Source organism: Ruegeria sp. YTSB088, assembly GCF_059609825.1.
On sequence record NZ_JBXWMM010000002.1, the window covers coordinates 189279 to 204042 of the forward strand.

A 14764-nucleotide genomic window follows, 5' to 3' on the forward strand; every position below is an offset into this window, starting at 1 on the left:
CGACCCGTTACAAAAAGCGCAGCCTGTCCAGCGCCCCTTGCAAGATATAGCCGGCTGCAACGTGATCAATAACCTGTCCGCGACGTTTTCGTGTCGTATCCGCCTCAAGCAGTGCTTTTTCTGCCGCAACTGTGCTGAGCCGTTCGTCCCAAAATCCGATGGGCAAATCGGTCAGGCGGGACAAATTGCGGGCAAATGCCCGCGTTGACTGGCATCTTGGCCCTTCGCTGCCATCCATGTTCTTGGGCAACCCCAGCAAGATGCCCCCGATCTCGCGATCGGTCACAATTTCGATCAGGCGGGCGGAATCGAGCGTGAATTTCTTGCGCCGTACCGTTTCCAGCGGGCTGGCGACGCCGCGCATCCGGTCGGACACCGCGACGCCGATTGTCTTTTCCCCAAGGTCCAGCCCCATAAGGGCACTCATAGGTTGCAGCGCTGCTGCAAATTCTTCGATAGCGTCATGGATCATTGAGCGATCCCGGCTTGAAGGGCCGCCGCATCGATGATCTGCAACGCCTCTGAGTTGCCTGCAAACACTTCCATGGCCTCATCCCGTATATCGATGGCACGCTGGCCCTGGCCTAGAACGCCCAAGGCAGCGATCAGACGGGCCCATTCCTCGGGGGACCCGCCTTCTGTCGCCAGACGATCAGACAACTGGTCCACCATACCCTGAATCATCTGCTGCCGTTCTTCGGGGCTCAGCTCTGCGGCGGCGGCCATGTCTTCCTGACTGGGGCCGGGTGCCGTGCTCAGATCCGGTGCATTGAATACACCGGCCCGAAATGCCAGTTCGTCGATCTGAGCCCGTATCGCTCCGGCCCATGGTGCACCTGCGGGGGCATCCTGCAACGTTTCAACCCACATACGATAGGCGAGGTCCGGCCGCCCGATCTGGGCCAGCATCTGCCCCCAATAATAGCGTGCCGGGCCGTGACGAGGATCACGGTTCAGCGCTTCGATCAGGGCCTGTTCCGCTTCGGGTGAGACGTAACCACCCGCCGCCAGAATCATCATTTCAGCCAAATCCGCGTAAGTGTCGGCCGTGGCAGTGTCGCCGGACAGTTCGATCACCCTTTGCTGCGCGGTGTACCCATCCTTGAAGTTGCCTGCATTCGTCTCGTGCTGCGCCAGCAGCATCTGACCCTGCAAATCGTCTGGCCGGTTCGCAACCGTTTCACGCAACTGCTTCAGCAGGTTCGCATAGCTTTCGTCCAGCTGCGCAGGTTGGGGCGGGGTCGCCAGCTCTTCCGCGGCGCTTTGGGATGGCCGGTTGACGCGCACTTCTTTGGCCAATTCAAGCCGTGCGGTCAGAGGCATATCGGGTAATCCGACGGCCCCGGTGCGATGATACATCGCCAATGCGCCACCGATCAGAAGCAGCGAGATTGCCAAGATCGACAACGCTGAAACGGTACGAGAAGGCCCGGCGCCGGCGCCCTCTTTTTTCATCTGATCGTCTGCGGCCAGAATACGGCGGGAAATTTCCGTGCGGACCCGTTCAGCGTCGGCCTTGCCAATGACCCCGCGCGCCAGATCCCGGTCCACACCGGCCAACTGTTCGCGATAAACCCGCAGATCGTAAGCCGCAGCGGGTTCATCCCCACGGCGTTTGCGCAGCAGAGTAAAGCTGAGAAAAGCTGCGATCAGCAGCGCGACAAGAAAAATCAGAACCCAGAACGTCATGGTCCCTCCGAGGATGCTGCCCTGACTTAGACCTGTGAAGCGTCCGACAAAAGGGACAAATGGCCGCGAATGAGCGACATGTCGCAATAGTGCTATATTGCGGCGTTGCACGGCAGGGCTAAAATGCACTCACACGGCATATCTGCGCCCAATCACCGAACCGGATGGATTCGCACATGAAACACTATTCAGCCTTTGCTGTGGCGCGGGAAGCTCTGCGCTATCACACCGGATGGGAGCGCGCTTGGCGCTCACCCGAACCCAAGAAGCGTTATGACGTCATCATCGTTGGTGCTGGCGGTCATGGTCTGGCGACAGCGTATTACCTTGGTAAGAACTACGGTATTCAGAATGTCGCGGTTATCGAAAAAGGCTGGCTGGGCGGTGGCAACACCGGCCGCAACACGACGATCATCCGCTCGAACTACCTGCAAGACCCGTCTGCTGCAATCTACGAGAAAGCGCGCAGCCTCTACGAGGACCTGAGCCAGGAGCTGAACTACAACATCATGTTCAGCCCGCGCGGTGTCATCATGTTGGCGCAGACCCAGCACGAGATCCGCGGCTATCAGCGAACGGCCCATGCCAACGCCCTGCAAGGCGTAAAGACTGAATGGATCGGTCCCGAACGCGTCAAGCAACTGGTGCCTATCATCAACCTGGACGGCCCCCGGTATCCGGTTCTGGGCGGCCTTTGGCAGGAACGCGGGGGCACTGCGCGCCATGATGCGGTGGCGTGGGGCTATGCGCGTGCCTGTTCGGCGATGGGTATGGATATCATCCAGCAATGCGAAGTCACCGGTATACGCTCGGATAAAGGTCGCGTCGTCGGGATCGACACCACCAAGGGTGCCATCGATTGTGACAAGCTGGGCATCGTCGTCGCGGGCCATTCGGGTCAGTTGGCCGAGATGGCGGGCTTCCGTCTGCCGCTGGAAGCCGTTGCGTTGCAGGCGCTGGTATCGGAGCCCATCAAACCCTGCATGGATGTGGTTGTGATGGCCAACACTGTGCACGGCTACATGTCTCAGTCCGACAAGGGCGAGATGGTGATCGGCGGGGGAACCGACGGGTTCAACAACTTCACGCAGCGCGGGTCTTTCCATCATATTGAGGAAACGGTGCGGGCGCTTGTCGAAACCTTCCCAATGATTTCGCGCCTGAAGATGCTGCGTCAGTGGGGCGGGATCGTGGACATGACCGGTGACCGCTCGCCTATCCTGTCGAAAACGTCTTTGCAGGGCTGCTTTATCAATGGCGGCTGGGGCACCGGTGGCTTCAAGGCAATTCCGGGATCGGGCTGGGGGATGGCGCAGTTGATGGCCACGGGACATTCACCGCTGACCGAAGCCTTCTCGCTGGACCGCTTCAAAGAGGGCCGCTTCATTGACGAAAGCGTCGCCGCCGGGGTGGCACACTAAGGGGGGTCCCCAAGGTGCCAGAAAACAGAATTCAGGTCGGCCCCCGCGCCGACCGACCGCCAAAAGGATGACAACATGCTAATCCTGAATTGCCCCTATTGCGGCGTAGACGCCGAAGAAACCGAACTGGCCGCTGGTGGTGAGGCGCATCTGAAGCGTTTCGGCCCGGGCTCGTCCGAAGACGAGTTCCACGACTACCTGTTCATGCGTGAAAACCCGAAGGGTGTTCACTTTGAACGCTGGCGGCACGCCAATGGCTGCGGCAAGTGGTTCCACGCCGCTCGCTGCACGCAGACACTCGAAGTGTTCGGCACCTATTCCGCGCAGGTCACCGAGCCGCCGCAAGACATCAAGGATGCCATCACCGCTAAACGGCCCGGCTGGACGTGGAGAGAGTTCTCCTGATGCTTCATCTTTTCAAAAATACTCCCGCCGGAGGCTTTGACGCCTCCACATGCGAAAGGTCAGCGACATGAGCACCCGTCTCGCAAAACAAGGCCGGCTGATTGACCGGTCGAAGAAAGTTACATTTACCTTTAACGGCACTTCTATGCAGGGCTACGAAGGCGATACGCTCGCCTCAGCGCTGCTGGCCAACGATCAGATGATGATGGGCCGGTCGTTCAAGTACCACCGCCCCCGCGGAGTTGTCGCCAGCGGCGCGGAAGAGCCGAACGCCCTTGTCGGTCTGGGACAGGGCAACCGGTTCGAGCCGAACCAGCGCGCCACGACGACCGAGTTGTTCAACGGCTTGACCGCAATTTCACAGAACCATTGGCCAAGCCTTGAACATGATATCGGCGCGGTTAACACGGCGTTTGCCAGGTTCCTGCCGGCCGGATTCTACTACAAGACCTTCATCCACCCCAAGCCCTTCTGGAAACACGTCTACGAACCTTTCATCCGGCAGTCGGCGGGATTGGGCAAGGCGCCCGACAAGGACAACCGGGATGCCGACACTTATGAGCACTTCTACGCCTTTACAGATGTTTTGGTGATTGGTGGTGGTGTGGCTGGTTTGCAGGCGGCCAAGGCGGCGGCACAATCCGGTGCGAAGGTTCTGCTGATCGAGCAGACCGCGCATTGGGGCGGTCGCGCCCCGGTTGACGGAGGCACCGTCAATGGTGAGCCTGTGGATAAGTTCGTGGAACAATTGGTTTCCGAACTCGAAACAATGGACAACGTTATTATGCGCATACGCTGCATGGGAGCGGGTGTTTACGATCATGGTTATGTGTTGGGATACGAACGTCTGACGGACCACACGCCGGGCGTGCAGGGCCCGCGCCACCGCTTGTGGCGTATTCGTGCCAAGCAAATTGTGACGGCAACAGGTGCAATTGAAAGACCATTGTCCTTTGCTGGCAACGATGTTCCGGGTGTGATGCTGGCTTCGGCCATGCGCGATTATGTCGTGAACTGGGGGGTGACTCCGGGGGATCGTGTCATCGTCGCCACCAACAATGATGACGCTTACCGCACCGCGATTATCCTGAAACAGGCAGGTGTGGATGTTTTGCGTATTGTTGACGTACGGGCAACGGCTGGACCTTTGGCGGAAGAAGCCCGCCAGTTGGGTATCCGCGTCGATCCGGGCAAGGCCATTGCCAAAGTCAAAGGCGGCAAGCGCGTCAAAAAGGTTGCCATCTGCAATCAGGAAGGTGTCGGCGGCGCGCGTGAAGAGGTTGAGGCGGATGCGGTCGCCATGTCTGGTGGCTGGTCTCCGGTCGTGCACATGTGGTCCCATTGCGGAGGCAAGCTGATCTGGGACGACGCGAACGCGCATTTCCGGCCAGATCCTGAGCGTCCACCGCTGGGGGCCGACGGCAAGGGGTTCGTTGTTGCTGCTGGCGCGTCCAACGGTCCTCTGGCGTTGCAAGATGTACTGACAGACGCGCATGTCGCCGGTAAGGCCGCTGCCAAGGCGGCTGGCTTCAAACCCAAGAACACCAAGGCGCCCGCAGGTGAGACAACCGTCGAAGCGCCGATGGAAGCGGTTTGGCTCATGCCGGCAAATGCAGAAGTTCAATTGCGCATGAAGTCCTGGCTGGACTTCCAGAACGACGTCAAAGTTTCAGACGTCCAACTGGCTGCGCGCGAAGGGTATGAAAGCGTCGAACACACCAAGCGCTACACTACGCTGGGTATGGCAACTGATCAGGGTAAATTGAGCAACATCAACGGATTGGCAATCCTTGCTGATGCGCTGGAATCCGAAATCCCCAAGGTTGGCACAACGACCTTCCGCCCGCCCTATACGCCTATATCGATGGGTGCGATCGGCGGTGAGGCACGGGGTGAGGTCTTTCAGCCAATCCGTCAGACACCGATGCACAACTGGCACGACAGGAACGGCGCCGACTGGGAGCCGGTTGGCCATTGGCGCCGTGCCTATGCCTATGTCCGCCCCGGTGAGTCTGTGCACGAAGCGGTCAATCGCGAGGTCAAGAACACCCGCGAAAACCTCGGCCTGCTGGATGCCTCGACGTTGGGCAAACTGATCGTCAAAGGCCCGGATGCCGGCAAGTTCCTCGACATGATGTACACCAACATGATGTCCACGCTGAAGGTCGGCAAGTGTCGCTACGGTCTGATGTGTACGGAAAACGGCTTTCTGATCGACGACGGCGTTGTCGCCCGAATCGACGAGGACACATGGCTGTGCCACACGACTACCGGCGGAGCCGAGCGCATCCATGGTCATATGGAAGAATGGCTTCAGACGGAATGGTGGGACTGGAAAGTCTATGTTGCCAACGTGACCGAGCAATACGCGCAGGTCGCCGTGGTTGGCCCCAACGCCCGCAAGGTGCTGGAGAAGCTGGGCGGCATGGATGTCAGCAAAGAGGCGCTGCCCTTCATGGAATGGCGCGATGGCAAGATCGGAGACTTCGTTTGCCGGGCCTACCGCATTTCGTTCTCGGGCGAGTTGTCGTACGAAATCGCCGTGCCCGCAAGTCATGGTCAGGCGTTCTGGGATACCCTGATGGAGGCAGGTAAAGAATTCGGCGTCATGCCGTACGGAACCGAATGCCTGCACATCCTGCGGGCCGAGAAGGGCTTTATCATGATCGGCGACGAGACCGACGGCACCGTGATCCCGCAGGATTTGGGGCTGCACTGGGCGCTTTCGAAAAAGAAAGAGGACTATCTGGGCAAACGTGCCCATTCCCGCAGCCACATGGCGGATCCCGAGCGTTGGAAACTGGTCGGTCTCGAGACTTTGGATGGATCGATTCTGCCGGATGGTGCTTACGCGGTGGGCGAGGGCGTCAATGCCAACGGTCAGCGCAATATGATCGGCCGTGTGACGTCGACATATTACTCTGCCAACCTCGACAAGGGTATCGCCATGGGGCTGATCAAACACGGTCCCGACTGCATGGGCGAGATCGTCGAGTTCCCGGGCACCGACGGAAAAACCTACAAAGCCAAGATCGTGGACCCGATCTTCTATGACAAGGACGGGGAGAAGCAGAATGTCTGAACCCATCAGCGCATTAAACCACGCAAGCTATTCCGGCATCGCCAAGATCGAGGAATGCGGTCTTCAGGGTATGATCACGCTGCGCGGCGACCTGTCCGACAAGGTGCTGGCCAAGGCCGTCAAGGATGCGACCGGCCAGAAAGTGCCCGGTCAGCGCGAGGCGCTGGTCAAGGGCGATACCGGCGTGGCTTGGATGTCGACGGACGAGTTGCTGGTGCTGGTGCCATACGCAGAGGTCGACGCCAAACTGGCCGACATGGTCGGTGCCCTGAGTGGCACCCACGCTTTGGCGGTCAACGTCTCGGATGCCCGCGCCGTCTTCTGTATCTCTGGTGCCAGCGCCCGCGAAGTTCTGGGTAAGGTTGCACCTGTCGATCTGTCGGCGGATGCTTTCCAGCCTGGCCAAATCCGCCGCTCACGTCTGGCGCAAGTGGCAGGTGCTTTCTGGATGGACGATGAACAGACCTTCCGGGTGGTCTGCTTCCGCTCGGCTGCGGATTACGTCTTCAAACTGCTCAAGGTTGCGGCGCAACCTGGCAGTGAGGTCGGGATCTACTGAAAGAAAAGAAGAATGCCCCGGTTCTACCGGGGCATTTTCTCATTTTACCGTGGAGCAGGTCCCGACCCCAAAGGGCTTGTTCGCAAAATTTCCCTGAACAAATGCCATGCGAACGGCGACTGTGTTGTCGGATGGTTTCAGGTTCGCTTGATATCGAACACGGGCATTGCCACCGGCGACCATTTTTTGATCGAGGTTCCAGATAACACGATACCCATTGGCACCGCGGTCTTTGAATTTTGCTTTGGCCCAATCTTGGTACGACGTTGCAGCCATCGCCGAAGCTGTGGCGGGGTCAATCCGGAAAGCATACTCTGGCGCAATCCAGCCATGGGCGTCTTGCTTGGTCATCTTGCAATGATAGGTAACTGTTTCTGCCGTAGCGGTTTGTGCAAGCACTGCGGCGGTGACAATCAGGAAAAGTCTTTTCATTTTATCCGGTTGGCCGTGATTTTTGATGTACACACTCAAAGTGATACATCTCAGAAATGCAAGCAGGGCTTCGCGTAAACAAAGAAAAAGTCGCCTGACGTTCTACCCATGCATGAGAATGGTGTGAAAACGGTTCAGGCCGTCTTTGGTCAGCAAGTCCGAAACCTTGAGAGGGTGCGCTTTGTCGTCCGACAGCCCCGAGTAAAACCCCAGTTCATCCATCAAAGCGCTGACACGTTCGTGCCTCTCGTTTTCCGGCAGCAATGGTGCGTGAAGCGATAGAAGCAGGGCAGGCCGCCGTTCCCTCAGCCACGCGGACAGAGTGGGTGCAACAATAAATTCCGCCCCTTCGATGTCCATTTTGACCAGCGAAACCCGTGACAGGTCGTTTGTCTTTTCGAATTGATCCCAGGCGATCGTCAGCGCATCCGATCCATGTGCGCCGTCGTGCAGAAGTGAGCTGGTGGAATCTCCGGGCTCACCGCGCACAGAGGCCATGCGTGCCACACCAAACCGATCTGACAGGGCGACTCCGAATGCCGAGACGTTCTGAACGTCATTCATATCAAGGTTCCATGCCAGGTGCCGGAACGCGGTCGGGTCAGGCTCAAAACACCAGACATGCCGTGCCCTGCGAGCACCGTACAACACCGTCGGGCCAATCCACGCTCCGATATCCAGATAGTCGCTTTGCGGGGACAGGAACCGGTCAAGCACTGCAAATGTTTCAGGTTCCCAAGCGCCCGCAGTGGCTTTGCGCCAGAATTTCGAATGATACGGGTCCAGACGAAAGGGCTCGCCGTTCAGATTGCCCGCATAATATCCGCGGGCGCGATAGAACATCTTGCGCACCTGTGTCAGCATCGCCTGCCTCCGGGTTTTCTTGTCTCGCCCCTTGACCTGCGGCGGCAGCCAAAGCATTTAACCTTGGGAACCGCAACTTACATTTAAACAGGGGGCCGACATGGCTTTTGAACTTCCTGATCTTCCTTATGCACATGACGCGCTGGCAGCCAAGGGTATGTCCGCGGAAACGTTGGAATATCACCACGACCTGCACCACAAGGCCTATGTCGACAACGGCAACAAGCTGATCGCCGGCACCGAATGGGACGGCAAGTCGCTGGAAGAGATCATCGTTGGCACCTACGACGCGAACGCTGTCGCACAGAACGGCATCTTCAACAACATCGGCCAGTTGTGGAACCACAACCAGTTTTGGGAAATGATGGGGCCCGGCGGCAACGCAATGCCCGGTGAGCTGGAAAAAGCTCTGACAGAAAGCTTTGGTTCGGTTGACGAATTCAAATCGCAGTTCAGCGCCGCTGGTGCTGGTCAGTTCGGTTCGGGATGGGCGTGGCTGGTCAAGAATGCAGATGGCTCGCTGGCCGTAACCAAAACTGAGAACGGTGTTAACCCGCTTTGTTTTGGTCAGACCGCGCTGCTGGGTTGCGATGTTTGGGAGCACAGCTATTACATCGATTTCCGCAACAAGCGCCCGGCTTACCTGTCGAACTTCCTCGACAATCTGGTGAACTGGGAAAACGTCGCATCACGGATGTAATGAATTGAACCGACGCCGGTTCATAAAGGGCCTGCTGGCGGTGACGCTGGCAGGCCTTGTTACGGCCGCCTACGGGTTCGTCATTGAACCCGCAGTGCGGTTGCGCGTGCGCAAATGGCGCATTCAGCGGGACGACTGGACGGCGCCGCCGCTCAGAATCGCCGTACTGTCCGATTTGCATGTCGGCGAACCCTATGTCGGCCTGAACCGCGTAAAGCAGGTGGTCCGCCGAACCAATGCGCTGGCTCCGGACGTGATCCTTCTGCTGGGTGATTTCTTTGCAAGCCACAAAGCTGTCTCGGACGCGGTGAAGATGCAGGACCTGGCACCCGTGCTTGCCGGGCTTGAGGCGAAGAATGGTGTCTTTGCCGTGCTGGGCAATCACGACTGGTGGGATGACAGGACGGCACAGCGGCGCGGATCCGGGCCCAATCACTACGCCGAAATCCTGGAACAGAATGGCATTTCGGTGTTGTCCAATACTGCCATCAAGCTCGAAACTCCGGGCATCTGGCTGGCCGGGCTTGAGGATCAGCTTGCGATCTGGCGCAAAGGCAAACCACAGGGATTGGACGATCTGCCAGGTACTTTGGAGCAGATCACCGATGACGCTCCGGTTGTGATGATGGCGCATGAGCCCGATGTTTTCCCCACTGTGCCCGAGCGGGTGGCCTTGACCCTTTCGGGGCACACACATGGTGGCCAGGTGCGCCTGTTCGGCTGGTCGCCCGTTGTGCCGTCGAAATTCGGCAACCGGTATGCCTATGGCCATGTACGCGAAGATGGGCGTGATCTGGTCGTGTCAGGCGGTATCGGATGTTCAATCCTGCCGGTTCGTCTGGGCGTGACGCCCGAAATCACCGTTGTCGAGATGTCCGCCTAAAGGGTTGATGACCGGACGGTGAAAACCCGCCGATACGCGCCCTTTTTGCATGACGGTATCTTGTTTGCTGCTCTCCAAAGCACATCTTTGTAAGGCGGAGGGAGAGAACCGCATATCACTTCAATCATTGATCGGGCTGCGCACTGTGCGTGCGCCAGCGAACCCGCATGTCCGGCAGGTCGAGGGATACCCAGAACACAACCTAATCAGGAGATCGCAATGGTCGCACTTACACAGGGAACTTGGGTTATTGTTGCAGATGGAGAGAAAGCGCTGGTGATGGAGAATATCACCGATGCCGACGATCCCAACCTTGTCGTCGTTGCTGTCGAAGAACAAGACGGTCCGACCGGGAAACCGGCCGACCGCGCAGGTCGTCGCAACGACGGCGGACCAAATCAGAAATCGGCAGTTGAAGAACCCACGTGGAAGGCACACGCAAAATCTCTGTTTGTGCAGGATCTGGCGAATCTGTTGAATCGCAAGGGGCTGAAAGGGGCCTATGACCGGCTGGTTCTGGTGGCCAGCCCTCAGGTTCTGGGTCTGTTGCGGCGTCGGTTGCACAGCGAAGTGCTTGGAAAGGTCGTGGCAGAGGTCAACAAGACCCTGACCAATCATCCTTTGCACAAAGTCGAGCAAGTGGTGCGCCACAGTCTGCAACCCAAGGCCAGACTGGCCTGATCAATACGGCGGGCGGTTCAACCGCCCGCACGGTTTTCCATCGTCAGGTCAGTTTGTCCCGCAAGGCTACCATGGCTGTATCGGCGTCTTCAACCCAGGTGATGAAATTCGCCAGAGACGCGTCGGCAAAGCCTTGCCCGATCACCTGGTCCAACAATGTGTGCAACGCGTCCCAATACCCATTCACATTGACCACGACGATGGGTTTGTCATGCAGTCCAAGCTGGCGCCAGGTCAGCGCCTCGAACAGCTCGTCCAGCGACCCCGGACCGCCGGGCAGAACAACGACGGCATCAGCGTTCATGATCATGACCTTCTTGCGCTCGTGCATTGTCTCGGTGATCACGAAATGGGTCAGATCCGTTTTTCCGACCTCACGTTTGGCCAGGTGCACCGGAATGACGCCGAAGGTTTCACCTCCGGCATTCTGTGCGGCACGGGCCACTTCACCCATCAAACCGACATCTCCGGCTCCGTAGACCAGTCGCCAGCCTTCCTGCGCCAGTAGGCTGCCAAACTGTCGGGCAGTTTCAGAATAAGCCTTCTTGGCTCCATTGCGTGACCCGCAATACACACAGATTGATTTCTGAGACATTAAAGGGGGGCTCCGGGGTTGTGTCAGGGGTTTTGACCCGTGATAGCGGGATTGATAGGTTGGCTCAACTGTCCGCCGGAAAGCTTTTCAACGCAAAGCTTTTGCCAGGCGGAGTGAAAGGAAAATAATGGACGCCAAATCGGGAAACGGAAGCTCGGGCAATTTCATCTGGGGGGTGATTGCGGGTCTTGTTGCGATATTGGGCGCGGGTGGATTGTATCTGTCCGGCGTCTTCACCAAAGCGCCCGAGCCGAGCGCCCCGCAGGAAACCGCATCCGCCGTAGCCCCGGAACCTGAAGAGCAGGAGGCGCAGGTTTCGGAACCGGAAGCGGCTGAACAGGCGGCTCCCGCTGACAAAGAGCCCACGACCGAGCCTGCCGAGGACACAAGTGAAGCTGCCGAAGCCGTCTCTGACGCGGATACTGCCGCTGCAACGTCGGAAGATACCGCGCCCGAGCCAGCGGCCCCTCCGGTGCTGGATCAGATATTTGTTGAAGCGGATGGCACGGCGCTGTTGTCCGGCGATGCAGAGCCCGGAAGCCGGATCGAGGTGCTGCTGAACGGAGAACCCCTGCACACATTTACCGTAGACAGCAGCGGTCAGTTTGCCGAATTCGTTTCGATCCCTTTCAGCGACGCGGCTCAGGGGCTGGTCCTGCAAAGCTCGGATGGGTCGCGGACGACGCGATCCGACGACTACCTGATTGCGGCCTTGCCGCAACCGGTCGAAGAGGCACCCGTTACTGAAGAAGCTTCGGCATCGGATCAGGGCGCGCCCGCAGATGCCGCGGAAACCAGTACCGCGGTTGTCGATGTTGAAGCTGAGACTGAGTCTGACGGCAAGGTTCAAACGGCAGAACCTGAACCGGCTGATCCCGAAACCACGGTGCCTGAAGTCGAAGAAACGCAAACCGCCGACTTGCCGGCAGAGGCACCCGAACCGGATCAGCAGATTGCGGTGCTGCGGTCGGGCGAAGAAGGTGTTGAACTGGTACAGCCTCCTGTGGTGCGGGATACGCCCCCCGATCAGATCGCACTGGATACAATCGGGTATTCTGATACCGGAAATGTCCAGTTGACTGGACGTGTGCAGGACGGCGCAGCCGTTCGACTTTATCTGAACAATCGTCTGATCGCCGATCTCGACCCGCAAGAGGATGGATCCTGGCGCAGCGATCTGGAGGGAATTGATCCGGGTGTCTACACCCTGCGCGTGGATGCGGTGAATACGGAAGGGACGGTGCTCAGCCGGGTTGAAACTCCGTTCAAACGGGAACCGGCCGAGGTGCTGGATGCCGCAATAGCAGCCAACCAGACCAATGCGCAGGGGGGGGCACCGGTAATCCGTTCCGTCACGGTTCAACAGGGTGACACGCTGTGGGCCATCTCGCGCGACCGGTTTGGCGACGGCGTCCTGTATGTGCGGCTGTTCGAGGCCAATCGCGATCTGATCCGTGATCCGGATCTGATTTATCCGGGGCAGATCTTCACTATACCTGAACAATAATCGCCTCTGGCCCAAAAGGGCCGGGGGCAAATCTCTGACCGCAGATAAGGTACGTGATGAGACGAACACCTGCTATGACCTCTGACGATTTGGTGCGGAGTGACGAGCGAAGCTCGGGCTGGCGCACGATCCGCAAAGTGACCCCCTATCTTTGGCCGCAGGATGAGCCATGGGTAAAGCGCCGCGTGGTGATTGCCATGGTCATGCTGGTGCTGGCCAAGCTGATCGCGGTCTACACGCCGATCCTCTACAAGGGTGCGGTTGATGCGCTGGCAGGTGAGGGTGTGCCACCGGTGGCGCTGGGCGCAGTCGGACTGACGGTCGCCTACGGCGTGGCCCGGATGTTGACTGTGGGATTCCAACAGCTGCGAGACGCAGCCTTTGCCCCTGTGGGGCAAAGGGCCTTGCGGGCGCTGGCGCTCGAGACCTTTCAGCATATTCACAACCTCTCGATGCGTTACCACGTGTCCCGCCGTACCGGAGGTCTGAGCCGCATCATCGAACGGGGCGTCAAGGGGGTCGAGTTTCTGTTGCGCTTTCTGCTGTTCTCGATCGGGCCACTGATCCTGGAGCTGCTGCTGGTTGCGATCATCCTGATGTGGCTGTTCGATGTCTGGTATCTGGTGGTCGTCGCCGTCACCATTGGTCTGTATATCTGGTTCACCTTTGCCGTGACAGAATGGCGGGTGAAGCTTCGGCGCGAGATGAACGATCAGGATACCGAAGCCAATCAGCGTGCTATCGACAGCTTGCTGAATTTCGAAACCGTCAAGTATTTCAACGCCGAAGCCCGCGAAGCTAAACGGTATGATGTGTCAATGAAAGCCTATGCCGAGGCGGCACTGAAAACGGCTTACTCACTGGCGTTTCTGAACTTTGGCCAGTCTTTCCTGATCACCTTTGGTCTGATCGGAGTGATGGTTCTGGCTGCCGTCGGTGTTCAGAGCGGAAACCTGACCGTAGGCGATTTTGTCATGGTCAACGCCTACATGATCCAGATCACCGTACCCCTGAATTTTCTGGGGACGGTCTATCGGGAAATCCGGCAATCGTTGGTCGATATGGGGCAGATGTTTGATCTGCTCGAACAGCCTGCCGAAGTTACCGACAAGCCCTGTGCGCCCAATCTGAAGGTAAATGGCGGCGAAGTCACGCTGGACGACGTGCATTTCGGCTACGATCCGGAGAGGGAGATCCTCAAGGGTGTTTCATTGACCGTCCCGGCGGGTCAGACCGTAGCCATCGTGGGGGCAACGGGGTCGGGCAAGTCCACCATCGGGCGGCTGTTGTTTCGGTTCTACGATGTGACCAAAGGGGCGTTGAAGATCGACGGGCAGGATGTGCGGGATGTGACACAGACCAGCTTGCACGCGGCCATCGGAGTCGTGCCGCAGGACACGGTATTGTTCAACGACAGCATCCGGTACAACATTGCCTATGGCCGCGATGGAGCCACCCCGGAAGAGGTCGAGGACGCAGCCCGAGCCGCACAGATCCACGACTTCATCACCTCGCTTCCCGACGGCTATGACACTATGGTGGGTGAGCGGGGGCTCAAACTCTCCGGCGGTGAGAAACAACGTGTGGGCATCGCGCGGACCTTGCTCAAGAACCCGCCGATCCTGTTGCTGGACGAGGCGACCTCGGCCCTGGACACGGATACCGAGCAGGACATCAAGGATGCGCTGGCGCGCGCAGGAGAGGGGCGTACGGTTATCACCATCGCCCATCGCCTCAGCACCATTGCCGAAGCTGATCGGATCGTGGTTCTGGAAGCCGGCGAGATCATCGAACAGGGCACGCATGACGAGTTGCTGGCGCAGTCCGGGCGGTATGCACAACTGTGGAACCGGCAGCAATCAGATGGGGAAGCAGCCTGAGGACCCAAAAATTGTGAGAACGTGGTAGGATGCAACGAACCAGGAGGGCGCCTGCCATGATGAACC

The 14764-nt window shown here is 58.6% G+C and carries 14 protein-coding genes; 9 read left to right on the top strand and 5 right to left on the bottom strand.

Annotated elements, in window-relative coordinates:
• Positions 1–7: 7 nt before the first annotated feature.
• Both ruvX and ccmI read right to left on the bottom strand, forming a co-directional pair.
• A complete protein-coding gene (gene ruvX, locus AC2FFA_RS03830; protein ID WP_117868550.1) occupies positions 8–472 on the bottom strand; it encodes a Holliday junction resolvase RuvX in 465 nt (154 codons plus the stop codon).
• Positions 469–1689: a c-type cytochrome biogenesis protein CcmI gene (gene ccmI, locus AC2FFA_RS03835; protein ID WP_496850054.1), complete on the bottom strand. Its 1221-nt coding sequence runs from the start codon at positions 1687–1689 to the stop codon at positions 469–471. Before ccmI ends, ruvX begins: the two co-directional genes overlap by 4 nt.
• 176 nt (positions 1690–1865) lie before the next feature.
• On the opposite strand from ccmI, the gene AC2FFA_RS03840 reads away from it, so the two are divergent.
• From AC2FFA_RS03840 to AC2FFA_RS03855, 4 genes are all read left to right on the top strand, one after another.
• The gene (locus AC2FFA_RS03840; RefSeq protein WP_496850056.1) at positions 1866–3110 is read left to right on the top strand and encodes a sarcosine oxidase subunit beta family protein; all 1245 of its coding nucleotides are present in this window, start codon (positions 1866–1868) and stop codon (positions 3108–3110) included.
• Between the two features lie 75 nt (positions 3111–3185).
• The gene (locus tag AC2FFA_RS03845; RefSeq protein WP_117868552.1) at positions 3186–3515 is read left to right on the top strand and encodes a sarcosine oxidase subunit delta; all 330 of its coding nucleotides are present in this window, start codon (positions 3186–3188) and stop codon (positions 3513–3515) included.
• A 67-nt stretch (positions 3516–3582) separates the two neighbouring features.
• The gene (locus AC2FFA_RS03850) at positions 3583–6597 is read left to right on the top strand and encodes a sarcosine oxidase subunit alpha family protein (protein WP_496850058.1); all 3015 of its coding nucleotides are present in this window, start codon (positions 3583–3585) and stop codon (positions 6595–6597) included.
• Positions 6590–7156, top strand: a complete 567-nt coding sequence (locus tag AC2FFA_RS03855) for a sarcosine oxidase subunit gamma (protein ID WP_117868553.1) — start codon at positions 6590–6592, stop codon at positions 7154–7156. The genes AC2FFA_RS03850 and AC2FFA_RS03855 overlap by 8 nt, the downstream gene beginning before the upstream one ends.
• Positions 7157–7195: 39 nt before the next feature.
• Here AC2FFA_RS03855 and AC2FFA_RS03860 read toward each other — a convergent pair whose 3' ends face one another.
• Positions 7196–7627 carry a hypothetical protein gene (locus tag AC2FFA_RS03860; protein ID WP_496850060.1) on the bottom strand — a complete coding sequence of 144 codons (432 nt, stop codon included), beginning with the start codon at positions 7625–7627 and terminating at the stop codon, positions 7196–7198.
• 63 nt (positions 7628–7690) lie between these two features.
• Positions 7691–8452: an FkbM family methyltransferase gene (locus AC2FFA_RS03865; protein ID WP_496850062.1), complete on the bottom strand. Its 762-nt coding sequence runs from the start codon at positions 8450–8452 to the stop codon at positions 7691–7693.
• 100 nt (positions 8453–8552) lie between these two features.
• Between AC2FFA_RS03865 and AC2FFA_RS03870 the strand changes: the two genes are divergently transcribed.
• From AC2FFA_RS03870 to AC2FFA_RS03880, 3 genes are all read left to right on the top strand, one after another.
• Positions 8553–9152 (top strand): superoxide dismutase, encoded by a 600-nt coding sequence (locus AC2FFA_RS03870; protein ID WP_496850063.1) that lies wholly within the window; start codon positions 8553–8555, stop codon positions 9150–9152.
• 4 nt (positions 9153–9156) lie between these two features.
• Positions 9157–10035: a metallophosphoesterase gene (locus AC2FFA_RS03875; protein ID WP_496850065.1), complete on the top strand. Its 879-nt coding sequence runs from the start codon at positions 9157–9159 to the stop codon at positions 10033–10035.
• A 219-nt stretch (positions 10036–10254) separates the two neighbouring features.
• The gene (locus AC2FFA_RS03880) at positions 10255–10716 is read left to right on the top strand and encodes a baeRF12 domain-containing protein (protein ID WP_299894264.1); all 462 of its coding nucleotides are present in this window, start codon (positions 10255–10257) and stop codon (positions 10714–10716) included.
• Positions 10717–10759: 43 nt separating this feature from the next.
• Here the strand turns inward: AC2FFA_RS03880 and AC2FFA_RS03885 are convergent, their stop codons facing one another.
• Positions 10760–11311 carry an LOG family protein gene (locus AC2FFA_RS03885; RefSeq protein WP_117868559.1) on the bottom strand — a complete coding sequence of 184 codons (552 nt, stop codon included), beginning with the start codon at positions 11309–11311 and terminating at the stop codon, positions 10760–10762.
• Between the two features lie 127 nt (positions 11312–11438).
• Here AC2FFA_RS03885 and AC2FFA_RS03890 point away from each other — a divergent pair, with 127 nt between their 5' ends.
• Positions 11439–12818, top strand: coding sequence for a LysM peptidoglycan-binding domain-containing protein (locus AC2FFA_RS03890; RefSeq protein ID WP_496850067.1), 1380 nt, complete (start codon positions 11439–11441; stop codon positions 12816–12818).
• 74 nt (positions 12819–12892) lie between these two features.
• The gene (locus tag AC2FFA_RS03895; protein ID WP_496850374.1) at positions 12893–14698 is read left to right on the top strand and encodes an ABCB family ABC transporter ATP-binding protein/permease; all 1806 of its coding nucleotides are present in this window, start codon (positions 12893–12895) and stop codon (positions 14696–14698) included.
• Positions 14699–14764: the final 66 nt, after the last annotated feature.